This window comes from Bradyrhizobium sp. CCBAU 45394 (assembly GCF_028128655.1).
Lineage (GTDB): Bacteria > Pseudomonadota > Alphaproteobacteria > Rhizobiales > Xanthobacteraceae > Bradyrhizobium > Bradyrhizobium diazoefficiens.
Map to the genome: position 1 here is coordinate 142,228 of NZ_LBIX01000001.1, position 22,828 is coordinate 165,055.

At 64.9% G+C, this 22,828-nt stretch carries 26 protein-coding genes; 9 read left to right on the top strand and 17 right to left on the bottom strand.

What is annotated here, in order from left to right:
* Window positions 1-228: 228 nt before the first annotated feature.
* Complete coding sequence (locus WN73_RS00650) at window positions 229-1,140, bottom strand: transglutaminase family protein (protein ID WP_028172859.1); 912 nt, start codon at window positions 1,138-1,140, stop codon at window positions 229-231.
* 90 nt (window positions 1,141-1,230) lie between these two features.
* Between WN73_RS00650 and WN73_RS00655 the strand changes: the two genes are divergently transcribed.
* Window positions 1,231-2,034, top strand: a complete 804-nt coding sequence (locus WN73_RS00655; RefSeq protein WP_028172858.1) for an N-formylglutamate amidohydrolase — start codon at window positions 1,231-1,233, stop codon at window positions 2,032-2,034.
* 21 nt (window positions 2,035-2,055) lie between these two features.
* Here WN73_RS00655 and WN73_RS00660 read toward each other — a convergent pair whose 3' ends face one another.
* From WN73_RS00660 to WN73_RS00675, 4 genes are all read right to left on the bottom strand, one after another.
* Window positions 2,056-3,039 (bottom strand): DUF3592 domain-containing protein, encoded by a 984-nt coding sequence (locus WN73_RS00660; RefSeq protein ID WP_028172857.1) that lies wholly within the window; start codon window positions 3,037-3,039, stop codon window positions 2,056-2,058.
* An 82-nt stretch (window positions 3,040-3,121) separates the two neighbouring features.
* Window positions 3,122-3,739 (bottom strand): LysE family translocator, encoded by a 618-nt coding sequence (locus tag WN73_RS00665; protein WP_011090091.1) that lies wholly within the window; start codon window positions 3,737-3,739, stop codon window positions 3,122-3,124.
* 227 nt (window positions 3,740-3,966) lie between these two features.
* Entirely contained in the window at window positions 3,967-4,476 is a 510-nt protein-coding gene (locus tag WN73_RS00670) for a hypothetical protein (RefSeq protein WP_231166630.1), read from the bottom strand.
* Window positions 4,477-4,502: 26 nt separating this feature from the next.
* Window positions 4,503-5,948 carry an LVIVD repeat-containing protein gene (locus WN73_RS00675; RefSeq protein WP_028172856.1) on the bottom strand — a complete coding sequence of 482 codons (1,446 nt, stop codon included), beginning with the start codon at window positions 5,946-5,948 and terminating at the stop codon, window positions 4,503-4,505.
* 209 nt (window positions 5,949-6,157) lie between these two features.
* Here WN73_RS00675 and WN73_RS00680 point away from each other — a divergent pair, with 209 nt between their 5' ends.
* The 3 genes from WN73_RS00680 to WN73_RS00690 are packed head-to-tail and all read left to right on the top strand — an operon-like array spanning window position 6,158 to window position 7,444.
* On the top strand, window positions 6,158-6,472 hold the full coding sequence (locus WN73_RS00680; RefSeq protein WP_011090094.1) for an ArsR/SmtB family transcription factor: 315 nt from the start codon (window positions 6,158-6,160) through the stop codon (window positions 6,470-6,472).
* On the top strand, window positions 6,465-6,935 hold the full coding sequence (locus tag WN73_RS00685) for an SRPBCC family protein (RefSeq protein ID WP_011090095.1): 471 nt from the start codon (window positions 6,465-6,467) through the stop codon (window positions 6,933-6,935). Before WN73_RS00680 ends, WN73_RS00685 begins: the two co-directional genes overlap by 8 nt.
* Entirely contained in the window at window positions 6,932-7,444 is a 513-nt protein-coding gene (locus WN73_RS00690) for an SRPBCC family protein (protein ID WP_028172855.1), read from the top strand. The genes WN73_RS00685 and WN73_RS00690 overlap by 4 nt, the downstream gene beginning before the upstream one ends.
* Before the next feature lie 18 nt (window positions 7,445-7,462).
* On the opposite strand, the gene WN73_RS00695 is transcribed toward WN73_RS00690, so the two are convergent.
* Window positions 7,463-7,642 (bottom strand): hypothetical protein, encoded by a 180-nt coding sequence (locus WN73_RS00695; RefSeq protein ID WP_028172854.1) that lies wholly within the window; start codon window positions 7,640-7,642, stop codon window positions 7,463-7,465.
* A gap of 380 nt (window positions 7,643-8,022) precedes the next feature.
* Window positions 8,023-8,796: a DUF2189 domain-containing protein gene (locus WN73_RS00700; RefSeq protein WP_028172853.1), complete on the bottom strand. Its 774-nt coding sequence runs from the start codon at window positions 8,794-8,796 to the stop codon at window positions 8,023-8,025.
* Between the two features lie 295 nt (window positions 8,797-9,091).
* Between WN73_RS00700 and WN73_RS00705 the strand changes: the two genes are divergently transcribed.
* Window positions 9,092-11,323, top strand: coding sequence for an ATP-binding protein (locus WN73_RS00705; RefSeq protein ID WP_028172852.1), 2,232 nt, complete (start codon window positions 9,092-9,094; stop codon window positions 11,321-11,323).
* A 2-nt stretch (window positions 11,324-11,325) separates the two neighbouring features.
* Here the strand turns inward: WN73_RS00705 and WN73_RS00710 are convergent, their stop codons facing one another.
* The 7 genes from WN73_RS00710 to WN73_RS00740 all read right to left on the bottom strand — a co-directional run bounded on the left by WN73_RS00710 (window position 11,326) and on the right by WN73_RS00740 (window position 17,129).
* Window positions 11,326-11,769 (bottom strand): hypothetical protein, encoded by a 444-nt coding sequence (locus WN73_RS00710; protein ID WP_028172851.1) that lies wholly within the window; start codon window positions 11,767-11,769, stop codon window positions 11,326-11,328.
* Between the two features lie 2 nt (window positions 11,770-11,771).
* A complete protein-coding gene (locus WN73_RS00715; RefSeq protein WP_039187060.1) occupies window positions 11,772-12,125 on the bottom strand; it encodes a nuclear transport factor 2 family protein in 354 nt (117 codons plus the stop codon).
* 142 nt (window positions 12,126-12,267) lie between these two features.
* Window positions 12,268-12,735 carry a MarR family transcriptional regulator gene (locus WN73_RS00720; protein WP_011090101.1) on the bottom strand — a complete coding sequence of 156 codons (468 nt, stop codon included), beginning with the start codon at window positions 12,733-12,735 and terminating at the stop codon, window positions 12,268-12,270.
* 9 nt (window positions 12,736-12,744) lie between these two features.
* On the bottom strand, window positions 12,745-14,355 hold the full coding sequence (locus WN73_RS00725) for an acyl-CoA synthetase (protein ID WP_028172848.1): 1,611 nt from the start codon (window positions 14,353-14,355) through the stop codon (window positions 12,745-12,747).
* Window positions 14,356-14,617: 262 nt separating this feature from the next.
* Window positions 14,618-15,757 carry an epoxide hydrolase family protein gene (locus WN73_RS00730; RefSeq protein WP_028172847.1) on the bottom strand — a complete coding sequence of 380 codons (1,140 nt, stop codon included), beginning with the start codon at window positions 15,755-15,757 and terminating at the stop codon, window positions 14,618-14,620.
* A gap of 154 nt (window positions 15,758-15,911) precedes the next feature.
* A complete protein-coding gene (locus tag WN73_RS00735; protein WP_028172846.1) occupies window positions 15,912-16,367 on the bottom strand; it encodes a GatB/YqeY domain-containing protein in 456 nt (151 codons plus the stop codon).
* Window positions 16,368-16,400: 33 nt separating this feature from the next.
* Window positions 16,401-17,129 carry an alpha/beta fold hydrolase gene (locus tag WN73_RS00740; RefSeq protein WP_028172845.1) on the bottom strand — a complete coding sequence of 243 codons (729 nt, stop codon included), beginning with the start codon at window positions 17,127-17,129 and terminating at the stop codon, window positions 16,401-16,403.
* 146 nt (window positions 17,130-17,275) lie between these two features.
* Between WN73_RS00740 and carA the strand changes: the two genes are divergently transcribed.
* Entirely contained in the window at window positions 17,276-18,466 is a 1,191-nt protein-coding gene (carA, locus tag WN73_RS00745; protein ID WP_028172844.1) for a glutamine-hydrolyzing carbamoyl-phosphate synthase small subunit, read from the top strand.
* A gap of 42 nt (window positions 18,467-18,508) precedes the next feature.
* On the opposite strand, the gene WN73_RS00750 is transcribed toward carA, so the two are convergent.
* Window positions 18,509-18,724, bottom strand: a complete 216-nt coding sequence (locus WN73_RS00750; protein ID WP_028172843.1) for a hypothetical protein — start codon at window positions 18,722-18,724, stop codon at window positions 18,509-18,511.
* A 146-nt stretch (window positions 18,725-18,870) separates the two neighbouring features.
* Here WN73_RS00750 and WN73_RS00755 point away from each other — a divergent pair, with 146 nt between their 5' ends.
* Window positions 18,871-19,392 (top strand): hypothetical protein, encoded by a 522-nt coding sequence (locus WN73_RS00755; RefSeq protein WP_028172842.1) that lies wholly within the window; start codon window positions 18,871-18,873, stop codon window positions 19,390-19,392.
* A 115-nt stretch (window positions 19,393-19,507) separates the two neighbouring features.
* On the opposite strand, the gene WN73_RS00760 is transcribed toward WN73_RS00755, so the two are convergent.
* Window positions 19,508-20,032 carry a Dps family protein gene (locus WN73_RS00760; protein ID WP_027547661.1) on the bottom strand — a complete coding sequence of 175 codons (525 nt, stop codon included), beginning with the start codon at window positions 20,030-20,032 and terminating at the stop codon, window positions 19,508-19,510.
* 114 nt (window positions 20,033-20,146) lie between these two features.
* On the opposite strand from WN73_RS00760, the gene WN73_RS00765 reads away from it, so the two are divergent.
* On the top strand, window positions 20,147-20,848 hold the full coding sequence (locus tag WN73_RS00765) for a class I SAM-dependent methyltransferase (RefSeq protein WP_028172841.1): 702 nt from the start codon (window positions 20,147-20,149) through the stop codon (window positions 20,846-20,848).
* Between the two features lie 239 nt (window positions 20,849-21,087).
* Here the strand turns inward: WN73_RS00765 and WN73_RS00770 are convergent, their stop codons facing one another.
* Complete coding sequence (locus WN73_RS00770) at window positions 21,088-21,459, bottom strand: ArsR/SmtB family transcription factor (RefSeq protein ID WP_028172840.1); 372 nt, start codon at window positions 21,457-21,459, stop codon at window positions 21,088-21,090.
* Window positions 21,460-21,569: 110 nt separating this feature from the next.
* On the opposite strand from WN73_RS00770, the gene WN73_RS00775 reads away from it, so the two are divergent.
* Window positions 21,570-22,739 carry an MFS transporter gene (locus WN73_RS00775; protein ID WP_028172839.1) on the top strand — a complete coding sequence of 390 codons (1,170 nt, stop codon included), beginning with the start codon at window positions 21,570-21,572 and terminating at the stop codon, window positions 22,737-22,739.
* Window positions 22,740-22,828: the final 89 nt, after the last annotated feature.

The following is a 22,828-nucleotide window of genomic DNA, read 5'->3' on the forward strand; positions in this document are numbered from 1 at the left end:
ACAGCGTTGCACATTCGATGTCGTCCTGGCCTAGTGCGCAATTGCGCACGGGGGCCAGGACCCATTACCCCGGGGAGCCGTTTGGCGAAGACTCGTCGTTCGGTACGACTACCGTTCGCAATCGATAGATTCCGCGGTATGGGTCCTGGCTTTCGCCAGGACGACGTTGGAGAGGCGTTGTGCCCGCCTTGCCGCGTAGGCGATCTCGAAGCCGACCCCGATGTCCACCTATAAGACTTCTGCCTCCAGCTCCTGGTCGTTGTCCTGGTCGTCCGAAACCACCTTGATGTTCACGTCCATGGCTTCGAAGGCATCCCCGGAGCCGATATAGACGCCGTGCAGCGGGATCGCCTGGCGCGGATCGCGGGCGACCGCGACCCGGATCAGGTCGCGGGTGCCGACGATGCCGTTGGTCGGATCGAACTCGATCCAGCCCGCGCTCGGCAAATAGACCTGCACCCAGGCGTGCGTCGAACCGCCGCCGACGTGCCGCTGCTCGATATCCTCCGGCACGAAGATGTAGCCGGAGACGAATCGCGCGGCGATGCCGAGCTGGCGCAGCGCCTCAATCATGAACAGCGCATAGTCCCGACAAGTTCCTGTGCCCGACTGCAAAGTGTCGAGCGGATGCTGCGTGCCCAACTCGTGGCGCTTGCGGTATTTGAACTGCTTGCGGATGCCGTGCGTCATGCCGCTCAAGATCTTGAAGGTCGGCGTCGGCGCGTCCTCGTCGAGGAAGCCGCGCGCCCACTCCGCGATCTCGCCGTCGGGATCGGTGTATTGCGGCGTGATGTACTGGACGAGATCGGGGAATTCCTCGTCGTCGTAGACGAAGGGATAGAAATAGGCCGGATCGTCCGGCGTCAGCGCGAACTCCTCCACCGGATTGTGCTCGACGGTGACATGCCAGTCGAAGATCAGCGCGTCCGCGCGCTCGTCGAAATTGGCGATCGCGACCGAATTGCCGAACACGTCGTGGATCCAGTGCAGCGACATCGGCTCGGGCGAGATTTCGAGCCTGGAGTCGAGCACGCGCAGATCGTGCCCGTCGCGCGGACGGAGCATGATCCGGTGTTCGCCGAACGCCACGGGGCGGTTATAGCGATATTCGGTCTTGTGATGAATCGTGAGCAGCGGCATCGTGAGGCGATCATGGTGACTTTGGGCGGATCAATCTATAGCGATTCTGCCCGATTCTTGGGGTGACTGCATTTTCCATAGGCAATCAGGATGGCTTTAGACACAGCCGACGCGACCGATCAACTGCTCGGCGAGGGTGACATTCCGCCAGTGCATGAGGTGAATGCGGCGGGGGCATCGCCCTTTCTGCTCACCGCGGATCACTACGGGCGGGTGCTGCCGCGCGCGCTCGGCGATCTCGGCGTCGCCGAGAACGAGCTGACGCGGCACATCGCCTGGGACATCGGCATTGCCGGCGTCGCCGAGCGGCTGGCAGAAATGCTGGATGCGCATCTGATCGCGCAGCGCTATTCGCGGCTCGTGATCGACTGCAACCGTCCGCCGGGCGCCGTGAGCTCGATTCCCGTGCTGTCAGAGGCAACGGCAATCCCGGGCAATGAGGGCATCTCCGCGGGCGAGCGCGCGGCAAGGCGGCGCGAGATTTTCGAGCCCTATCATCATCGCATCGATGCCACGATCGGCCGCCGCCTGCACGACAAGCGGCCGACGGTGCTGGTGTCGCTGCACAGCTTCACATCGGTCTATGCCGGTGTTGAGCGGCCCTGGCATATCGGCGCGCTCTACAACCGCGACACGGTGCTGCCGCAGCTCCTGATCAAACATCTACGCGCCGAGAGCGATCTCGTCGTCGGCGACAACGAGCCCTATGCGGTCAACGACCTCACCGACTACACCATCCCCGTGCATGGCGAAGCCCGCGGCCTCGTCAACACCGGCATCGAGATCCGCCAGGATCTGATCGCGGACCAGTCCGGCCAGCAGCAATGGGCCGAGCGGCTGGCGCGGATCTTTGCGGAGATCGAGCTGGGGTTGCGCGCGGAGAGGGTGGCATAGCCAGCCAGGCCGGCGCTGCGGTCAACCGCCACGCGTTGCCACGAACACCGCGAGCGCGGCAAAGATCGCGGCGATGCCCCACAGCACGTAGGCGATGCGGCCGTCGCCGCGGGCGTCGAGCGTGGCCTCGGCCGGATTGTCGGGATTGACGCGGACCTCGACGGTCGCGCCGTCCTGATAGCGCGACATCAGCTTTCGCAGCATCTCGTCAGACGCCGACGGCGTTCCTGCCGCGACGCGCGCGCATTCATTGGTGTAGCTGACGTTCTGATAGAGGTAGGTGTAGGTCACGCGCTTGCCGAACATCTCGGTGCCGCGGCGCTCGCCCGGCTCGCTCGCCTCGTGATATTCCTCGATTCCCGACAGCTTGATCGTGCCCGGCACGGTCGGCCACCGCGTCGCCATCGAGGCCTGCCGCTGCACGGCCCACGCCATCAGCGCGATGACGAGGCCGAACGCACCGAAGGCGACGACCAGGCCCGCGAGATCGGGCCGTGCGACGTGATGGGCGAGATATTGGTAACTCTGGTTGAGACCGAAGGCCGAGCCGAACACGATGGCGAGCACGACCACGGTACCGATGCCGAGACAGCCCCACAGGCCTTTGGGCAGATCGCGCTCCAGCACGGCCTGATCGGGATGGCGCGGATTGTAGTAGACGGTGACGATGCTGCCGGCGGGATATTTCGCGAGTTTCTCGGCGACCTGGAAATTGCCGAGGTCTTCGCCGATCGAGATGCGGTTGTTGCGCAGCTTGCGGCCGCCGACCGAATACTCGTAGGTCACGTTGGCGAAGTTGCGGTTCTCCATCCGATAACCGTCTTCGCGCTCGTCGTCGGACACCCTGACCTCGCGCACCTCGGCAACTGATGTAACCACCTTGCCGGGCGCCTGCGGCCAGCTCCGCGCCTCGCGCGCCTGCCAGGTCTTCACGACGGCGGCAATCAGGATCAGCGCGAGCGGCGCAAGCAGCATCGCGTAAACGAGCGGGGGCAGAGCAGGCACGGCAAAATCCTTCGTCAGCGGCAATGCCCGATTGGACGCATTGCCGCCGCGAAGGGTTCAAACCAAACCGGCCTCTGGAAGGTTATTTCGCCCTGGTCAGCGCCAGCCAGATGCCGCCGCCGATCATGAAGCCGCCGGAGATGCGCGACATCATCCGCGTGCGGCGGGCCGAGAAGAATTTTCGCGCGCGGCCGGCTGCAATCGCGTAGAGTGCGTCCGTCATCGCCGCGGTGACCATGAAAGTTGCGCCGAGCAGTGCGACTTGCGGGAAGTGGTCGCGGTTCATGTCCATGAACTGCGGGATGAAGGCACCGAAGAACACCAGCACCTTCGGGTTCGATAGCAACACCAGGAAACCTTGCAGGAAGAACCCGCCGCGCGGCGGCGGAGGCGGCTGGTCGACATTGACGCCCTCGACCGGCGCCCAGATCAGCTTGATGCCGAGCCAGACCAGGTAGGCGGCGCCGGCAAAGCGCACCCAGTCGAACCAGTAGCCCATGGTCGCCATCAGCGACGTCAGGCCGATCGCAACGATGCCGATGACGATGGCGAGCCCGGCCTGCGCGCCAAGGACATTGGTCAACGCCGCACGCGTGCCGTGACGCAGGCCGTTGGCGATGACGAGGGTGACGATAGGACCCGGCAGCAGCGCCAGCGCAATGCAGGCGGCGACAAAGGCGAGATAGGCTTGCATGGACATCAGGGAGGGACTCGGCTGAAAGCGGTTGAAGGCATTAATGCACGGGAAGAACGGGAACGGAAGACAGATGAGCGCAGTGTGCCCGCCCAACCACCGGTGTCATACCCCGCGGAGGCGGGGTATCCAGTACGCCGCGGCTTCTCGGTATCCCACGAGCGCCTCGGAATACTGGATCACCCGCTTTCGCGGGTGATGACAGCGGAGAACGTGGCGCGGGTCGCGCCCCCTCACCGCCCATCCAATGCAGCAGCCATCCATTGCTTCATCTCCTCCGTTTCCAGAAGCACGAGCGCGGCGCGCTGCGCGGCATTCGCCTCGCCCGCGCCTTGCGCCACCGCGACGAGCAGATCGCAGCGGCGCGACAGCGCGAGGCCGGCGGCGGCATGGCGCGCGCCGTCGGGCATGTCGAGATCGTAGTGCCTGATGCGGCCCTGCATGGCGGCGACGCTCACGGCCTCGCCCGGCGCGACCGGCGTGAAGCGTGGACTGATCAGGTCGATATCGGTGACACGATCGACCTCGTCGTCATCGGCAACGCCGGTGTCGCAATTGCAGAAGCCGCGCTTGGCGCGGACGTAGAGCTCGACGCCATCGCAGCCGCCCGCCGTACAACGGAACGCGCGGCCGGCGGGCCAGCCGTCGCGGGGAAACGGCCAGCTCATCTCCTGCCAATGCCCGGCGCGGTCCGTCGCATGGACACGCAGACCGGGCAGCGCGCCGAGGGCGATCAAGGCCATCAGCATCCTCGCCCCGCGCCGCATCGTCAGCTCTTCGGCGGGCCGGCGACGGCGCGCGCGGGACCGGTCAGTTCGAGGATATGCAGGCCGGTGTTGGCGCGGTCGACGATGTAGATGTAGCCGCGATCATCCGTCTCCACATTGTTGGTCTGGATCGCGACCTTGCAGCGTTCGCCGCCTTCGATCGGGATGCAGCGCTTGTCGGTCGCGCTCGTGATCGACGGAATGAAATAGCCGACCTCCTTGGGGTGATAGGGGTCGCGGATGTCGAGCGCGCGCACGCCGGCATTGAAGAAGGCGATGAAAGCCAGCTTCTTGTAGTAGACCGGCGCCATGCTCTCGTTCGAGGAGTGCGAGCCGAAGCGGCCGCCGCGCTGGCAGAACTGTCCGCTCGCCTCCGGCACGGTATAGCTCGAGATCATCATCGGCCGCGTCTCGGTGGTGACGTCCGCGAACCACACCATCTGCCGCGCCTCGCCGCATTCGTTGAGGATCGCCTCGTCCACGATCATCACGATGTCGCGGGTCCTGCCGTCCTTGTCCTCGGAAAATTCCGCAACGGGCATGTCGAGCATCGGGAACGTCGTGTGCGCGCCGTTGAAGGCGGACATCGGCATCCGCGCAATCTCGGGATAGCGCAGATTGTCCGGCGTCGGCTCCTTCGGCCCGTTCAGGAGCTTGTCACGATCGACGATCTGAAGGATGCCGCCCTTGTTGGTGCCGTACCCGAAAAAGACGCGATTGCCTTGGGGCCCGGTCGAGATCGGCCCGTGCAGTTCGGTCGGTACCGCGCCGGTGGCGCCGGGCTCCTGACCGGGCAGGCCGAAGTCGCGGATCTTCTGCGGATGCGCGGGATCGGAGAGGTCATAGACCTGCGTCATGCGCCGCGTGCGCCAGTCCGGCGCGCCCGAGACGAGAAAGGCGATACCGGTGTCGCATTCCCACCAGCTCTTGTGCGTGTCCTTCAAGCCGCCAATGCGCGCGATCAGCACAGGGCTGGCGGGATCGGCGACGTTCCAGATCTCATGCGCCTCGCTGCCGAAGGTGCGCAGCATGTACACCGCATTCGGATCGCCCTTCGGCAACGACTTGCCGTCGCAGACCCGCACCATCTGCGCGCCGCCGGATTCATATTTGCCTTCCTGCCCCGGCAGGTGACGCAGATATTTGGGATGCGCGGGATCGGTGACGTCGACGATCGAGGTTCCGTTCGGCTCCGCCTGTCCCGTCATCGGATTGACGGGAGCGGGCACGTCGTCGATGCCGCCGTGATGGCCGATATAGGCGATCCAGCGCTCGCCCTGATGATGGATGGTCGGCTGATAGGCGCTGCGCGCCTGGAGGTCGTTGGTCCCGACCAGCTTCATGTTGGAAGCTTCCGGCGGCGCGCCGATCGTCTGCTTCTGCGCGTAGGCCGGTGTGCCGCAAGCGAAGAAGACGAGGCCCGCGGCAGTTAAGACGCAACGGAACATGAATCCTCCCGGAACCAATCTGCGTTGGCTGAGCTGAAAGGCTAGCACAGCCGACTGCAGGCGCCCAGAACACGATTTCGCGGCCAGTCATTCCGGGGCGCACGAAGTGCGAACCCGGAATCTCGAGATTCCGGGTTCGACGCTAATGCGTCGCCCCGGAATGACGTGCCGCTTGACATGCAACCATTTGGTTGCCTATTATCACCGCCATGGATGAGGTCTTCAAAGCGCTCGCCGACGCGTCACGACGATCGCTGCTCGACAGGCTTCACGCCAGGAACGGCCAGACGCTGAACGAACTCTGCGAAGGCCTCGCGATGACGCGGCAGGCCGTGACCAAGCATCTGGTGATTCTGGAAGAGGCCAACCTGGTCACGGCCATCAGGCATGGCCGCGAGAAGCTGCATTACCTCAATCCGGTGCCGATCCATCAGATCGGCGAACGCTGGATCAGGAAGTTCGAACGCGGCAAGCTCGCCGCGCTCGGCGAGTTGAAACGCCAGTTGGAGAAGCGCGATGAGTAAGCCGCAATTCGTCTATGTGAGCTATATCGAGACCTCGCCGGAAAAGCTGTGGGAGGCGCTGACGTCGAGCGAGTTCACCAGGCAATACTGGTTCGGCGCCGAGATCCGTTCCGACTGGAAGGTCGGCTCGCCCTTCGCGCTTCTGCTGGACGGCGAAATCACCGATTCCGGCGAGATCCTCGAGGCCGATCCGCCGCGGCGCCTGTCCTACAGCTTCAAGCACCAGAAATACGAAGAGCTCCGCGGCGAGCCGATCTCGCGCGTCGTCTTCACCATCGAACCGTTCGGCTCGCTCGTGCGTTTGACCGTGCTGCATGACGGCTTCGTCGAGGGCGGCAAATATCTCGGCGCCGTCTCCAATGGCTGGCCGGCGATCCTGTCAGGCCTCAAGAGCCTGTTGGAGCGAGGCAAGGTGCTCGCCATTCCCCGCGCAGCCCTCAACAAGGGATTCGACGCAAAATGAACCTCGATCAATTCAAGCCGCTCACCGTCTATACCATCTACATCGCCTCCACACCGGAGAAGGTGTGGGAGGCGCTGACCTCGGCCGAGTTCAGCCGGCAGTATTTCTTCGGCAATGCCGTGGAGGTCGAGCCGCGGCTCGGCGGCGCGTTCGTCGTGCGCACGCCCGACGGCGCCCTGCACATCAGCGGCGAGGTCCTCTCTTACGATCCGCCGCGAAAGCTCTCGGTCACCTTCAACGTCAACTGGCCGGATCTGATCGAGAAGCTCGGCCCGACCCTCGTCACCTACGAGATCGAAGAGGTCGGCGACGCGGTCCGTCTCACCATGAGCGAAGGCCATGACCGGCCGCTCAGCGACGACATCCTCTCCGGCGGACGGCAGGGCTGGCCGGCGATCCTCTCCAGCCTCAAGAGCATGCTCGAGACCAGCAAGCCGCTGGTGGTGAAGATGGGCCCGCCGCAGCGGATGCTGGATGCCCTGAAGGCGATGGGGATCAAGACGCCGTAGCGGCCGGAATCTGCGCCCTCATCGCTTCTTCTTCGCCGGCGGCGGTTGAATCTCGTCGATCTTGCGACGGCAATCCCCTTCCGAATCGTGCGGGCCCGAGACAAAGGTCCCACTGACCTTGATCGCGTACCAGCCCGACTCCACGCCGAGCCGGAGTGCTTCGTCTGTCTTGACGTGTCGTGGGGAGAGAGTTTGCATCAGGTGCTTTCGGTTGGCGTTCGATCTCGTATCGAACCGCGGTGGAATCTTTCAGGCATATCCGGCACGCGCCCGCCGCGTCCGGCTCACCCGCGGGAACGGGCAATATGCGCAACCATCGCCGTTACGATGGCGTGATGAGCCAGCTCCGCCGGTGCGAGGAATGAGCCGTTTCGTGTCGCGCGCGCATGGTCACGGCGCCGCGTGTGCGAAAGGACGACCGGACTTTCCGACATTGGCGCACCGTGCGCGCAATCACTGCAATTAGCTATCGTTTTCTCGCCCGCGCCGCGCTTTTGACGCGCCAAATGCCGTTCTCGATCGAATAAGGCCGCCGAAGCCTCGTTTTCGACTGCTTGGTCGTGCGTCGGGCTTGCCTCTCACGGCACCGGCGCCACCAGACGCCGATAGAGATGCCACGTCGCATGGCCGAGCACCGGCAGCGTCACGATCAGCCCGAGGAAGTAAGGCAGCGCGGAGACGATCAGCAGCATCACGATCACGGCCGCCCAACCGATCATCGGCAGCGGGCTGGTCACGACCGCACGCACGCTCGTCACCATGGCCGTGACGAAATCGACCTCGCGGTCGAGCAGCAACGGAAACGACACCACGGTGAGCGAGAATAGGATCAGCGACAACACGGCGCCGACCGCGTTGCCGATGGCGAGGAACAGCAGACCCTCATTGGTCGTCAGCACCACCGTCATGAACTCCTGAAGGCTCGAGAACGAGGCGTGCAGGCCGAGCAGCAGCGCGATCAGGAGCCTCACCTGGTACATCCAGATCACGAACATGAACAGCGTGACGAACGCCATCCAGCCGATCTCGCTGCGCGAGCGTATCGCCGACCAGATCGCGCCGAAGGAGACGGGCTCGCCGCGCTCGCGGCGGCGGCTGACCTCGTAGAGACCGATCGCGACGAACGGGCCGATCAGCGCGAAACCGGCGGCCAGGGGATAGACCAGGTAGACCATGCCGAAAGCGGTGAGGCAGAGCATGATGGCGATGCCGCCGGCGGCATAGAGTGCGCCGAAGCAAAGCCCGTAGAGCGGCAGCGCCTGGAAATCGCGGAGACCCTCGACCAGCGCCTCGGCAATGTCGGTCGCCATAACGGGACGCACCACCGGATCGACCTTGCCCGAGATGGACATCAGCTTCCTCCTCATTTGCCGGTGCGATCTTCGTCGCACGCGGTTCGTCCGTGATATTAGCGCCGTCGGGCGCCGCGCGCACGCGCAGTTTGGTTCCGGATGACGGTATCCTGGGAGCCCGGCGGCGCTGCGTCGACGCCCCCTGTCGGGGGCTCACCCGTGCTGCGCGCAACCTCAGAATCTTTCCCCCCTCGAGGGCTTTTGGGCACGATGCCTATGGACGGAACGGACGGTGGTGCCGCAAATTGCACCTTCGAACCAGCACACGCGATGACCAGAGCGGACCACCCGACCGATGAGCTTGCGTACCCGGCTACTGATACTCGTCATCGCGGCCATGCTGGTGCCGGCGAGCCTCGTCGGGCTGCGTTTCATGCAGAATCGAAGCAGCGACATCAACGCCGCCCTGACCAATCTGGCGGCGGCGGCCGACGAGATTGCAAGCGATCTGGACGAGAAGATCCAGGGCACCGCGCAGCTTCACTATGGTCTCGCCCGTGCCCGCGACCTCGACACGCGCGACAAGGCGGCGTGCTCGGCGTTCCTGTCGGAAGTGCGCGAGGAATACCCGCAGTTCACCGGGATATTGACCATCGATCCCGACGGCAGCCTGTTCTGCGACTCGCTGCGGACCAACCGCACGCTCGACCTGAGGGATCGCGCCTATTTCAAGCAGGCCCTAGTCTCGCGCGGTGTCGTGCTCGAGCCGGTCTTCGGCCGGCTGACCGGACTGTCAGTGCTCCAGATCGCATATCCTGTGCGATCGGAAGCCGGCGCGCTGAAGCTGATCCTGCTGGCTTCGTTCAACCTGCGCAAATTCGCGGAGTTTCACCACAAGCGGCTGCTCGCCGAGAAGGATATCCTGCTCGTCGATGCCAAGGGCACGGTTCTGGTCGCTCCCTCCGGCGGAGGCTGGACCGAGCCCGTCGGCGGGTCGATCGCGGGATCCGAACTGTTCCGCTTCGCGGCAACGCCCGACCGGAAGGCGTTTCAGGAAGTGACCGATCGCGAGGGCCGCACCCATGTCTGGAGTGTCGCCGCCCGCTCGCCGTCGACCCGGGATGCCGGTCTCTACATCCTGGTCGGACGGTCCAAGGACGGGCTGGTCGCGGCAGCGAACCGACGACTCTACGAGGACATGGCGATCCTGGCGGTGGCCTCGCTGCTGCTGCTGGCGGCGGTCTGGATCCTCGCGACGGTGAGCGTCGGCCGCCAGGTCGGGCGGCTCGCCGCGATGGCCAAGAGGCTCGGGCGCGGTGACCTCGGCGCGCGAATTCTGCCGCCCCATCCGCGCGGCGAACTCGGCGGACTGATGAGCCTGCTCAACGACACCGCCGAGTCGCTCCAGCAGCAACGCGCCGCCATCGCGGAGCTCAACCAGAAACTCAGCCAGTCCCAGAAGATGGAGGCCATGGGCCAGCTCACCGGCGGCGTGGCGCACGATTTCAACAATCTGCTGACCGTCATTCTCGGCAATGCGGAGCATCTTGCCGACAGCCTGGCGGGAAACAAGGAATTGCACCGGATCGCCGGCGATATCGCGACCGCCGCGGAGCGCGGCTCAGACCTGACGCGCAGCCTGCTCGCCTTCGCGCGCAAGCAGCCCCTGAGGCCGAGGGAGATCGACATCGCCGGCAGGATTCGCGACATGGAGCCGTTGCTGCGTCGGACCCTGGGCGGGCACATCGAGTGCGCTTTCGCGCTCGAGGCGAATGTGTGGTTGACCAGCGTCGATCCCGGCCAGCTGACAACTGCGCTGCTCAACCTCGTGCTCAACGCGCGCGACGCCTTGCCTGACGGCGGCAAGCTGACGGTCGAGGTGCGCAACGTTTCGCTCGAAGAAACTGACGTCGACGTCAACGGCGAGCCGCGGCCCGGCGACTACGTCATGGTCGCGGTGACGGACACGGGCAGCGGCATGACCGCCGAGGTGGCGAGCCGCGCGTTCGAGCCGTTCTTCACCACCAAGGAGGTCGGCAAGGGGACCGGGCTTGGCCTCAGCATGGTCTACGGGTTCGTGCGACAATCCGGCGGCCTGGTGCAGATGCAGTCCGAACCGGGACACGGCAGTGTCGTCAGGCTGTTCTTTCCCCGCCTCGCAATGCCGCCGACCGAGGACCCATCCCCCCAGGATCGGACCGTCGCACCCGATGGAAGCGAGACCATTCTCGTGGTCGAGGACGACGACATGGTTCGGGCCTATGTCGTGAACGAGCTGAAGACGCTCGGCTACCGCGTCATCGCGGCGCCGAACGGCCCCGCGGCGCTCGACCTGTTGCGCCGACCGGGGGACATCCACCTGCTGTTCACCGACGTCGTGATGCCCGGCGGCATGTTCGGGCCGGAGCTTGCCAGGCAGGCCACCGGCTTGCGGCCCGAGCTCAAGGTGCTCTTCACCTCCGGCTACACCCAAAATCCCGTCAAGACGCCCGACGGGCTCGGCGACGCCCGTATTCTGACAAAACCGTTCCGGCGGCACGACCTCGCCGCGATGCTGCGGTCCGCCCTGTCGGCGCCGCCGCGATGACGTCAGGACGACCACGTGAGCAGAAGCGCCACGCCAAGATTGGCCGCGAACAGGGCCGCGTCGATGACGAATATCCTGAGCATCGGGCCTTTGAGCACCGGCCAGTAAGCCACGCCGACACGTCCGCCACGCATCAGGATCGGCAGGTTATAGGCGAACTGGCTGAAGTGGCAGGCGGCGAAGAACAGGAACAGCACAAGCTGCGCCTCGACGGGCTGGAAGAACGGCGGGCGCGCGACCAGAAGAAAGAACGACAAAAGCCCGATCGGCAAATTCATCCCGCCCAGGAACGCCACGCTGGCCGCGAGGGTCGGCGCGATTGGATTGCTCCGCTCTTCCCGCGGCAGCAAGATCTTCAACGTGTTGCGCTGTGCAATGCTGAACTGGATGAATGCGCCGCCGAACCAGAGCGCGTTGAGAAGCAGAACGAAATCCGAAAGGCGCATTTCTATTTTCCGTAAAAGGCTTCGCTGCGCACCACGCGGCCGGCAGCGTCGAAATCCATGAACTCGCTGGCGCGCGTGTCGCCCAATTGCCACCACACCGTCAACCGCGCGATTGTCTCGTCCCAGCTCCAACTCAGGATCTTCAGATCGGCGCTTTCGATGTGGCCATAGGCCTTCCGCCAGTAGGCGCGGATGTTTTCGGCGCCAGCGACGACAGGAGAGCCGGTCAGTGTCAGCGCCAGCGGGCTGCGCATCTGCGCATTGTCGGCAAAGTGCGCGACGACCGCGTCGATATCGACCTTGCACCAGTTCGCGCACCATGCCGCGACGAAGCGCTCGGCGGCTGCGCGATTCATTATCTGTGCACTCGTGTCTTGAGCGCTCATCTCTTGAGCGCTCCCGGCTTCCGTCCGCTCATGACGCGGCCCTCCCCTGGCTCGTTGCCGGGAAAGTGGCAAAGTCCACGCCTCATGTCAACTATGTTGACTTGAGAATTCGTCAGTGGTTGTCGGCGATCGCCCCCATGACGGCCATCCATGACGCCGCGCCGGACGCCCCGACGCGATCGAACGCCGCGCGCAGGGCCTTGCGCTCGTGGTCCGATGCCCTTTGCTCGATACGTTTCCCGGCGTCCGTCAGGCGCAGCAGCTTGGAGCGATGCTGCTCGGGCGAGCGCTTCGACGTCAGGAGCTTGCGCTCCAGCAGCAGGTTGAGCGGCCGGTTCAACGCCTGCTTGGAAATGCCGAGGATCTCGATCAGCGCGCCGATCGCGATGTCGGGCCGGCGGGCCACCACGTAGAGGATACGATGGTGCGGGCGCGACAGGCCCTGCTTTGCAAGATACTCGTCGGCCTCCAGCGTCATCCCGCGCCAGCCGTAATACATGAGCTCCAGCGCAGCATCGAGATCGTGCAGCTTCGCAAGTGAGGCGCGGTGAAGCCCCGCGGCTTGAGACGTCTTTGGCATTGGAAGAAGCTAACCCTTCGCCCGCAGTTCGCGCCGCAGCACCTTGCCGGTCGCCGTCATCGGCAGCGTCTCGGCGAACTCCACGAAGCGCGGATATTCGTGCGCGGCGAGCTGCACCTTCACGAACTCCTGGATCTCGCGCGCGAGCGCGTCGCTGCCGGTAAAGCCCGGACGCAGCACGATCCAGGCCTTGATCGACTCCGTGCGGATCGGATCGGGAATGCCGACCACCGCGGCCATCGCCACCGACGGATGCTTCATCAGCGTGTGCTCGATCTCGGATGGGCCGACGCGATAGCCGGCGGTGGTGATGACGTCGTCCTCGCGGCTGACATACCAGAAATAGCCGTCCTCGTCCTGCACGCCGAGATCGCCGGTGAGCAGGAAGTCGCCGGCATATTTCTTCGCGGTCGCCTCCGGATTGCGCCAGTATTCGAGCATGGTGACGGGGCACGGCTGGCGCACGCCGATGATGCCGCGCTGCCCGCGCGGCAGCTCCTCGCCCTTGTCGTTGACGATGCGGACGTCGAAGCCCGGCGTCGCCTTGCCCATCGCGCCGGGCCGGATCGGAAACAGGTTGGAGTTGCTGCCGATCACGAGATTGCACTCGGTCTGGCCGAATACTTCGTGCGCGTCGATGCCGAAGGTCTCGCGCACCCAGCCCAAGAGTTCGCCGCCGAGCGATTCGCCGCCGGTGAAGATGCTGCGCAGCTTGACGCCGGGATGCTTCACACCGGCCTGCCGCATCAGCTTCAGCGCCGTCGGCGGCAGGAAGACGTTGCGGACGGAAAGATCGGCCATCATCTGCATCGCCGCCTGCGGCTCGAATTTTCGGGCGCGGTGACCGACCAGGGGGATGCCGTGATACCAGAACGCGAGCAGGCCGTTGACGAGGCCGCCGATCCAGGCCCAGTCCGCCGGCGTCCACATCAGATCGCCGGGGCGCGGCAGGAAGTTGTGGCACATCTCGACGTTCGGCAGATGGCCGAGCACGACGCGATGCGCATGCAGCGCGCCCTTCGGATTGCCCGTTGTGCCCGAGGTGTAGATGATCAGCGCAGGATCGTCGGCCGAGGTGTCGACGGTCGCAAAATCCTCGGACGCGGTTTCGATCGCCGGCCAGAACGGTTTTGCGCCGGCGTGGACGGCGCCGCTCGTGACATAGATGTCCTGCAAATAGGGCAGCCGATCGCGGACCCTCGTGAGCTTCTCCCAGCCCGCCTCATCAGTGATGATGGCTCTTGCTTGCGAATTCGACAGGCGAAATTCCAGCGCGTCCTCGCCGAACAGCGCGAACAGCGGGATCGAGATCAGCCCGGAGCGGAACGCCGCCATATGCGCGATAGGCAGCTCCAGCGACTGCGACAGGAACACCGCGACGCGGTCACCGCGCGCAAGGCCATCCGCCTTCAGCACGTTGGCGAAGCGGCGCGACATCTCCGCGACCTCGTCGAAGGAGGTGCGCGTGGTGGCGCCGTTCTCGTCGACATAGATCAGCGCGAGACGGCCGGTACCGTCGGCATGGCGGTCGCAGCACGCCTCCGCCATGTTGAAGCGCGCCGGGATATCCCAGCGGAAGTTGCGATAGAGCTCGTCGTAGGTCTTGGCTTCGGTGAGCATGGCTCGCGTTTCCACGGTCTTGGCGTCATGGCCGGGCGAAAGCGCGAAGCGCGTCTTCGCGATCAAAGTCCCGGCCATCCACGCGCTTGCTTCTTGAGCCTAGTCTAAGCTCGTGGATGCCCGGGACAAGCCCGGGCATGATCTGCATCCGACGTCGTTCCGGGGCGGTCCGCAGGACCGACCCCGGAATCTCGAGATTCTCAGGTACGCAAGCGCGCACCATAGTTCGCGCTTTGCGCGCGCCGGAATGACCGCGAGAGAATTATCGCACTGTCGCGAAGAACTTCCTGACATCGCGCACGAACAGCTCCGGCTGCTCGAAGGCGGCGAAATGGCCACCCTTCTCCATCTCGCTCCAATGCGTGATGTTGGAAAAGTTGGGCTCCATCCAGCGCCGTACCGGCGTGATGATCTCCTTCGGGAAGACGGCGACACCGGTCGGCACGCCGACCCTGGGCGTTGTGCGGCGCTTGCCAAAGCTTTCCCAATAGAGCCGTGCGGACGAGGTCGCCGTCTCCGTCGCCCAATAGAGCATGACGTTGTCGAGCAGTTCGTCCCTGGAGAAGATGTTCTCGGGATGACCGCCGCAATCGGTCCAGGCCCAGAACTTTTCCAGAATCCAGGCCGCCTGCCCGCTCGGCGAATCCGTCAAGCCGTAGCCGAGCGTCTGCGGCCGCGTCGACTGCTGCTTGGAATAACCGGAGTCGAGATCGACATAATGCTTGAGGCCGGCGAGCGCGCGCTTCTCCTCCACCGTCGGCTCGCCCTCGACCTTCGGCGCCGCGTTGAAGGCGAGCGTGATGTGGATGCCGGCGCAATGCTCGGCGTCCTGCGCGCCGAGCGAGGTCGTCACCGCCGAGCCCCAGTCGCCGCCTTGCGCGCCGTAGCGCGCATAACCGAGGCGGTCCATCAGTTTGGCCCAGGTCGCGGCGATGCGGTCGACGCCCCAGCCGGTGGTTTGCGGCTTGGCGGAGAAGCCGAAGCCCGGCAGCGAGGGACAGACGACGTGGAACGCATCCGCGGGATTGCCGCCATGCGCGGCGGGATCGACCAGCGGCGCGATCACCTTCTGGAATTCCACGATCGAGCCGGGCCAGCCATGGGTGATGATCAGCGGCAGCGCGGAGGGCTCGTTCGAACGCGCATGCAGGAAGTGGATATCGAGCCCGTCGATCTCGGTCGTGTATTGATCGATGCGGTTGAGCCTGGCTTCGCGGGCGCGCCAGTCGTAGCCGTCAGCCCAATAGGTGCAGATCTCCCGGATCCATTTCAGCGGCGCGCCCTGGCTCCAGTCGTCGACGAGTTCAGCCTCCGGCCAGCGCGTGCGGGCGAGGCGCGATTTGAGATCGGCGAGGATGTCGTCGCTGATGGCGATGCGGAACGGCTTGATGGCGCCGGTCATCGGTTGCCTCCCCTTGTTCTTTTGTCATTCCGGGGCGCGCCCCTTGGCGCGAGCCCGGAATCCATTGCGCAACAGAACTGGCGGCCCGATGGATTCTCTGATGCGCAATTGCGCATCATAGCTCGACGCTGACGCGTCGCCCCGGAATGACAACTCAGCCCGACAGCGCCGCCTTCACCAAACCACTCGCCTTGCCGAAATCCATCTGGCCGGCGTACTTCGCCCGCAACACCGCGATCACCTTGCCCATGTCCTTCATGCCGGCTGCACCGGTTTCAGCGATCGCGTCCGAGATCGCTTTCTTGACCTCGTCTTCGGACATCTGCTTCGGCAGGTAAGCCGAGATCACCGCGATCTCCTCGCGCTCCTGCTGGGCAAGCTCGGCGCGGCCGCCCTTGTCGTAGAGCTCGACCGATTCCTGGCGCTGCTTGATCATCTTCTGCAGCACGGCGAGCAGGTCAGCGTCCGACAGCGGCGGCTTGCCGCTGCCGCGGGCCTCGATGTCGGCGTTCTTGAAGGTCGAATTGACCATGCGCAGCGTGGACAGCTTGCGCTCGTCCTTGGCCTTCATGGCCTCCTTGACCGCATTGTTGATGTCGTCGCGCAGCATGGTCGTGATCCCTTTGAATATCCGACGCCTGATCTAGGCCGTTCGCGCTCCTGAGACAACCTGGCTTTGCAGCCATTCGGTCAGCGCCTGCACCGTCGCCGCGGGCTGTTCCGGCTGCGGCAGATGCCCGCAATTCGCCAGAACGACGAGCTTCGCGCCGGCAATGCCGTCCGCCATCTCCTTCGAGAACGCATTGGGAATCGTGTTGTCCTGATCGCCGGTCAGCACCAGCGTCCGGCATTTGATCGTGGCCAGCGTCGGCCGCGAGTCGACCCGCGCAATGATCGCGGTCTGCTGCCGCAGATAGCCGTCGACGCCGACGTCGTCGCCCTGCTCATGCACGAGCCGGCGAAGGTCGGCATCGTCGCAGCGCGAGGGATGCACCAGTTCCGGAAACATCTCCTCGCGCGCGGCACGCAACTCCCCGCGCTTCGCGCGCTCCATCAGGCCGCGGCGGCGCTGGGTCGCCTCCGCCGTATCGGGCCGGGCCTGGGTGTTGATCAGCGCGAGCCTCAAAACCCGCTCGGGCGCCTGGCGCATGATCTCCAGCGCGATGTAGCCACCCATGGAATGGCCGGCGAGCGCAAAGCGCGGCGGGGCCTCGCCCAGCACGCGGCGGGCGATCGCCGCCATGCTGTCATCGCGGATATGGTTGGCGACCATCACCGGGCCGAACCGCCACAGCGCCGGGATCACCGGGGCATAGATTCGGGCCGAGGAGGCCAACCCCGGAACCAGCAGAAGCGGGGTGGTCTGGTCCATTATTGCCTCGAAAGCCCCTGGATTTGCCGGAAATTGTGCGGCCAAGCTTAAGTACCCAGGACGGGCTGTCAAATATGCAAAAACGCATGTGAATCGGGCCTCTCCCGCTTTGACGGAGGCGCGCGGGCAGACTATGAAACGCGCTCATGACACAACATGACAACGATCCCGCTTGGCCGGACCATAAACCGACCGCGCTCCTCGTGCTCGCCGATGGCACGGTGCTCGAAGGCTTCGGTCTCGGCGCCGAAGGCCACGCCGTCGGTGAAGTCTGCTTCAACACCGCGATGACCGGTTACGAGGAGATCCTCACCGATCCCTCCTATGCCGGCCAGCTCATCACCTTCACCTTCCCGCATATCGGCAATGTCGGTACCAACGAGGAAGACATCGAGACGGTGAACATGGCCGCGACGCCGGGCGCGCGCGGCGTGATCCTGCGCACCGCCATCACCGATCCCTCGAACTACCGCGCCACCAAGCATCTCGACGCCTGGCTGAAGGCGCGCGGTATCATCGGCCTCTCCGGTATCGACACCCGCGCGCTGACCGCGCTGATCCGCAGCAAGGGCATGCCCAATGCCGTGATCGCGCATGCCAGGAACGGCGAGTTCGACCTGCATGGTCTGAAGGAAGAAGCGCGCGAATGGCCGGGGCTCGAGGGCATGGACCTCGTGCCGATGGTCACCTCCGGCCAGCGCTTCACCTGGGACGAGACGCCGTGGCTCTGGGACAAGGGCTTTGGCCAGCAGGACAAGACCGAGTTCAACGTCGTCGCCATCGACTACGGCATCAAGCGCAACATTTTGCGCCTGCTGGCCGGCGTCGGCTGCAAGGTGACGGTGGTGCCGGCAACGACCTCGTCCGAAGACATCCTGGCGATGAAGCCGGACGGCGTGTTCCTGTCGAACGGCCCGGGCGATCCGGCCGCGACCGGCAAATATGCCGTGCCTGTCATCCGGGACGTCATCAAGTCGGGCACGCCGACCTTCGGGATTTGTCTCGGCCACCAGATGCTCGGCCTCGCCGTCGGCGCCAAGACCAAGAAGATGCATCAGGGCCACCACGGCGCCAATCATCCCGTGAAGGACGAGACCACCGGCAAGGTCGAGATCACCTCGATGAACCACGGCTTCGCCGTGGACGAGAAGACGCTGCCGGAGGGCGCGACGCAGACCCACATCTCGCTGTTCGACGGCTCCAATTGCGGCATCCAGCTCGATGGCAAGCCGGTGTTCTCGGTGCAGTACCACCCCGAGGCTTCGCCGGGCCCGCGCGACTCGCACTATCTGTTCCAGCGCTTTGCCGATCTGATGCGGCAGAAGAAGAGCGCGTAAGCGGCAAGATCACCCGGCGGAGGTATCCGCCGGGGCCTACCGTCACGGACGCATGAACATGAAGTCCGTGTCGGGATCGCAGTTCTCGGCGATGAAGTGCAACTCCGCCTGGATGTCGGCGACGGACCTCGTCTCGAGATATTTTGAGATCACCAGGCTGAGCAAGGCGCGGCAGACGGCTTCATGCCCGAGACCGGTCGTCTCCGCCTCGGCGACGGCCGCCGAAAAATGGCGCTGCGCAACGTCGGATGCGTACATGGCGTCCCCCTCTTTCGCGTTGATTTGCGTGCCGCTGAATGGCCGCCCGCGCCTTGATCTCGGTCAAGCCGGCATGTGGACTTGTGTCAGGAACAAGGACGCCTGCGCCGTCTTGATTCCTGGTCTGTTGCCACTGGAGCCCAGCCATGTCCGTCGTCCGCGACAATGCCGAGCCGCTCGCCATCGTGTTTGAGGATGACGGGCTCGTGCCGAACAACATCCTCCCCTTCCTAGTCTACCAGGGGGCGGTGAAGCTCGACCCGGAGCATCCGGAGCAGACGATCGAAAACCTGTTCGAGGAGAACGGCTGGGGCGGCACGTGGCGCAACGGCGTCTACGACTATCTGCACTACCACGCGACGGTGCATGAGGTGCTCGGCGTTGCGCGTGGGAGTGCACGCGTTCGCTTCGGCGGCGACCATGGCCAGGAGCTTCAGATCAAGGCCGGCGATGTCGCGATCCTGCCAGCCGGCACCGGACATCAGTGCATCAAGGCAAGCGGTGATTTCTGCGTGATCGGCGCCTATCCGCCGGGCAGCAAGATGGAGATCACGCGCGCGACGCCGGAGAACCATGCCAAGGCGCTGAAGACGATTCCAAAGGTCGCGTTGCCGCCGGCCGATCCGGTGACAGGCCTGGATGGGGCGCTGACGCGGTTGTGGCGATAGCTACAAGCGCGGTGCCGTAGGGTGGGCAATGCGAAGCGTGCCCACCAATCCATTTGAACTGTGCGGACAGATGGTGGGCACGGCGCGCGCCTTTGCCCACCCTACGGCACCATGACTAAGCCTCGTTCGCGCCTTCCTGGCGGGTGGCTTCGAACAGGAACCAGGTGCGGCGCTCGGTCTCGTCGATGAAGACCTCGAGGATGCTGGCGCTGGCGACATCGCCCGCGTCATCGCAGACTTCGTGGGCCTTCCGCATCGCGCCCGCGACATGCTTGTTGTCCTGCATCAGCTCGCGCAGCATCTCGCGCGGCGGGACGTAATCCTCGTTGTTGTCCTTGATGGTCTGGAGCTTTGCGACCTGGCCGATCGACTTCAGCGTCGCGCCGCCGATCTTGCGGACGCGCTCGGCGAGCTGGTCGGTGGTGGCGAAGATCTGGTCCGAGTGCTCGTCGAGCAGCAGGTGGTAGTCGCGGAAATGCCGGCCGCTGATGTGCCAGTGGAAATTCTTGGTCTTGAGATACAGCGCGAACGCGTCGGCCAGAAGCACGTTGAGCGCCTCCGAGACCTTGTTGACCGCCTGGGGCGACAGATCGGTGGGGGTGTCGAGGTCGGGCGAGACCTTGTTGGGGGCTTTGCTCACGGGAAACCTTCCTGTTAGGACGCGGACATTGACGGCGCGCCGTCGCCCCCCTAACGCAAGGTGGGCAGCGCCGGTTCCTGTGCAGGAGCTGTTTGGCCGGGACGTTCGGACACCATGGACGATTGGATCGATTATTACGACTCCACGCATACGATCTATGTCAGCAAGCTGCATCGCGATTTGCACTTCCAGATCATCGCGCGGGACATCATCGGCTACATCTCCTCGCCCGAGGCGACGGTGCTGGACTACGCCTGCGGCGAGGCGCTGTCGGCGAGCCAGGTGGCAGCCGCCTGCGGCAAGCTGATCCTGGCCGAGCCGGCGCCGGGCGTGCGCGGGCGGCTGATCGCGCGGTTTGCCCCGAACACCAAGATCCGCGTCCGCTCGCTCGACGACGTCCGCAAGATGCAGGACCAGTCCATCGACCTCGTGGTGATGAACTCGGTCGCGCAGTACATGACGCCGGAGGAGCTCGATGCCGCGCTGCTCAACATCCGGCGATTGTTGACCCCGTCCGGCAAGCTGGTGCTCGGCGACATCCTCCAGCCCAATGTCGGCATGTTCAGGGACGTGATGGCGCTGCTCGGCTTCGGCTTGCGTCACGGCTTCCTGAAGGACGCGCTGATCGGGCTGATCAGCACCGCGCTGTCCGATTACCGTCAGCTGCGCTCGCGCATCGGGCTGCAGCGCTACAGCGAGGACGAGATCACGGCCAGGTTGAAGGCGGCCGGGTTCGCGGTCCAGCGCGCCCACACCAATATCGGCCACAATCGCTGGCGCATGACCTTCATCGCGCGGCCGCCAATGGTTCGTTAAGCATAACAATTGGCTGAGGTGGCTTGTCGCGCCTCGCTCGGACATGATCCATCCGGCCCGGTGGCGGAAGTGTCTACGCGAGAGCGGTGCATCGCTCTTTATCCTGGTTCAAATCCAGGCCGGGTCTCCACGCTTCGCCCTGACGGGCTACGCGTGGCGCAGCCATGCTAGACCGGCAGCGGAAGCGTGTCCGGCGCAACTTGAGCGAAGCGAAAGCGTAGACGGACTGTATCCGCGGCTCAATCTGCCTTGGCGACTTCACACTCCGACAGAAGCTGAAGCCGGTCCGCATCCTTGGCTGCGGAGCTGAGCACGGCATCGAGCAGGCCGGGGAAGCGCCCCTCCAGATCCTCGCGGCGCAGCCGCATGAAGCGGTTGGTGCCCGCCACGCGCGTCTGCATCAGGCCGCATTCGCGCAACTTGGCGAAGTGATAGGCGAGGTTGGATTTGCCGGCGAGACCATTGAAGTCGCCGCAGCAGAGCTCACTGCTGACACGTTCCTGCTGGGCGAGCTGGTAGACGATCGCCAACCGGATCGGATCGCTCAGGCAATCCAGGACCATCGGCAGCTCGATCTGCTCGCGGGTGGGATGGAGGGGCGTGCGGCTCATGGTCCGAATCATAGCGATGCGGCCGTAATGTTCAATAGTTCTTGAACCAATTGACACTGAAACCGTCGCGTTCGATAGTTCAATAAACATTGAACATAGGGATCTCTCCAATGAGCGTATTCTGGCTGGCCCTGGGCGCCTTCGCGATCGGCACCGAAGGCTTTGTTATCGCAGGGCTTTTGCCGGCGATCGCCACCGACCTGTCGATTTCGGTCTCGGCCGCCGGCCAATTGGTCACCGCCTATGCCCTCACCTATGCCGTGGGCTCGCCGATCCTGGCGGTGGCGCTGAACAATATCGACCGCCGGACCGTGCTGGCTCTGGCGCTGACCACCTTCATCGCCGGAAATCTCGCCGCGATGGTGGCTTCCAGCTACGCCCTGCTTCTGGCTTCCCGGATGCTGATGGCCCTGGGCTCCGGGCTGTGCATGCCGACCGCACTCGCAGTGTCGGTGGCCGTCGCCTCGCCTGAAAGGCGCGGCCGCGCGGTTGCGCTGGTCACCTCGGGACTGACGGTTGCGACCGTGATCGGCGTTCCGCTCGGCAATCTCGTCGGGAGCCTGCTCGGCTGGCGCGCGACCTTTGCCATGGTCGCCCTGATCGGTGCCGTTGCGCTCGCCGGCCTCCTGCTGGGCCTGCCCCGCGGCCTGCCGCGCAACACCGCCTCACTCGGCGAGCGGCTGGCCGTGGCGCGTCACGGCAATGTCCTGGTCGCGCTTCTGATCACGATTCTATGGGGGCTCGGCGGCTTCACCGTGTTCACCTATTTCGCGGTGCCGCTGCGCGGCCTCGGCTTCGATGCCTCGCAGATCAGCCTTGCGCTGCTGGTGTTCGGCGGCGCCGCCGCGATCGGGAACATGCTCGGCGGCGTCCTGGCCGACCGGCTCGGCACGCTCGCCACCGCAGCGCTCGGGCTCGCCGGCATGGCGACCGCGCTGATCCTGCATTCGCTGGTCCTCAAATTGATGCCCGGACAGGCGCATTATGCCGTGCTGGGCACGATCTTCCTCTGGGGCATCTCGGGCTGGGCGTTCTATCCGGCGCAGATCGCCAGCATCATCCGGATCGAGCCGCAGGCCTCGATGATCGCGCTCTCGCTCAACGCCTCGTCGATGTATCTGGGCTTCGCCATCGGCGGCGCCTTGGGAGGCGCGGTGCTGGCCACGCTGTCGCCAAATGACCTCGGCTGGATCGGCGGAACGAGCGTTGCGGCCTCGCTTCTGGTGCACCTCGCCCGTGGCTGGCAGGCACGGCCAAAACCGGTCAAAATTGCCGGTTGATGGGTGTTTTTCGGGGTTTCGCCGCCCCGAAAACTGGTCTAAGACCCACCCGCGCGCGAGGGAGACCACCGCGCTCTCGGCCAAAGGGA

Bases quoted from the DNA above. Each gene is read 5' to 3' on its own strand.
- WN73_RS00700 (WP_028172853.1), bottom strand. From the start codon at position 8,796: ATGTCCATCTCGGGCAAGGTCGATCCGGTGGTGCGTCCCGTTATGGCG.
- WN73_RS00770 (WP_028172840.1), bottom strand. From the start codon at position 21,459: ATGAGCCGCACGCCCCTCCATCCCACCCGCGAGCAGATCGAGCTGCCG.
- WN73_RS00725 (WP_028172848.1), bottom strand. From the start codon at position 14,355: ATGCTCACCGAAGCCAAGACCTACGACGAGCTCTATCGCAACTTCCGC.
- WN73_RS00690 (WP_028172855.1), top strand. From the start codon at position 6,932: ATGAACCTCGATCAATTCAAGCCGCTCACCGTCTATACCATCTACATC.
- WN73_RS00675 (WP_028172856.1), bottom strand. From the start codon at position 5,948: ATGTTCCGTTGCGTCTTAACTGCCGCGGGCCTCGTCTTCTTCGCTTGC.
- WN73_RS00680 (WP_011090094.1), top strand. From the start codon at position 6,158: ATGGATGAGGTCTTCAAAGCGCTCGCCGACGCGTCACGACGATCGCTG.
- WN73_RS00695 (WP_028172854.1), bottom strand. From the start codon at position 7,642: ATGCAAACTCTCTCCCCACGACACGTCAAGACAGACGAAGCACTCCGG.
- WN73_RS00655 (WP_028172858.1), top strand. From the start codon at position 1,231: ATGGCTTTAGACACAGCCGACGCGACCGATCAACTGCTCGGCGAGGGT.
- WN73_RS00740 (WP_028172845.1), bottom strand. From the start codon at position 17,129: ATGGACCAGACCACCCCGCTTCTGCTGGTTCCGGGGTTGGCCTCCTCG.
- WN73_RS00685 (WP_011090095.1), top strand. From the start codon at position 6,465: ATGAGTAAGCCGCAATTCGTCTATGTGAGCTATATCGAGACCTCGCCG.
- WN73_RS00775 (WP_028172839.1), top strand. From the start codon at position 21,570: ATGAGCGTATTCTGGCTGGCCCTGGGCGCCTTCGCGATCGGCACCGAA.
- carA (WP_028172844.1), top strand. From the start codon at position 17,276: ATGACACAACATGACAACGATCCCGCTTGGCCGGACCATAAACCGACC.
- WN73_RS00755 (WP_028172842.1), top strand. From the start codon at position 18,871: ATGTCCGTCGTCCGCGACAATGCCGAGCCGCTCGCCATCGTGTTTGAG.
- WN73_RS00650 (WP_028172859.1), bottom strand. From the start codon at position 1,140: ATGCCGCTGCTCACGATTCATCACAAGACCGAATATCGCTATAACCGC.
- WN73_RS00670 (WP_231166630.1), bottom strand. From the start codon at position 4,476: ATGGCCTTGATCGCCCTCGGCGCGCTGCCCGGTCTGCGTGTCCATGCG.
- WN73_RS00720 (WP_011090101.1), bottom strand. From the start codon at position 12,735: ATGCCAAAGACGTCTCAAGCCGCGGGGCTTCACCGCGCCTCACTTGCG.
- WN73_RS00665 (WP_011090091.1), bottom strand. From the start codon at position 3,739: ATGTCCATGCAAGCCTATCTCGCCTTTGTCGCCGCCTGCATTGCGCTG.
- WN73_RS00710 (WP_028172851.1), bottom strand. From the start codon at position 11,769: ATGCGCCTTTCGGATTTCGTTCTGCTTCTCAACGCGCTCTGGTTCGGC.
- WN73_RS00765 (WP_028172841.1), top strand. From the start codon at position 20,147: ATGGACGATTGGATCGATTATTACGACTCCACGCATACGATCTATGTC.
- WN73_RS00730 (WP_028172847.1), bottom strand. From the start codon at position 15,757: ATGACCGGCGCCATCAAGCCGTTCCGCATCGCCATCAGCGACGACATC.
- WN73_RS00735 (WP_028172846.1), bottom strand. From the start codon at position 16,367: ATGCTGCGCGACGACATCAACAATGCGGTCAAGGAGGCCATGAAGGCC.
- WN73_RS00715 (WP_039187060.1), bottom strand. From the start codon at position 12,125: ATGAATCGCGCAGCCGCCGAGCGCTTCGTCGCGGCATGGTGCGCGAAC.
- WN73_RS00750 (WP_028172843.1), bottom strand. From the start codon at position 18,724: ATGTACGCATCCGACGTTGCGCAGCGCCATTTTTCGGCGGCCGTCGCC.
- WN73_RS00705 (WP_028172852.1), top strand. From the start codon at position 9,092: ATGAGCTTGCGTACCCGGCTACTGATACTCGTCATCGCGGCCATGCTG.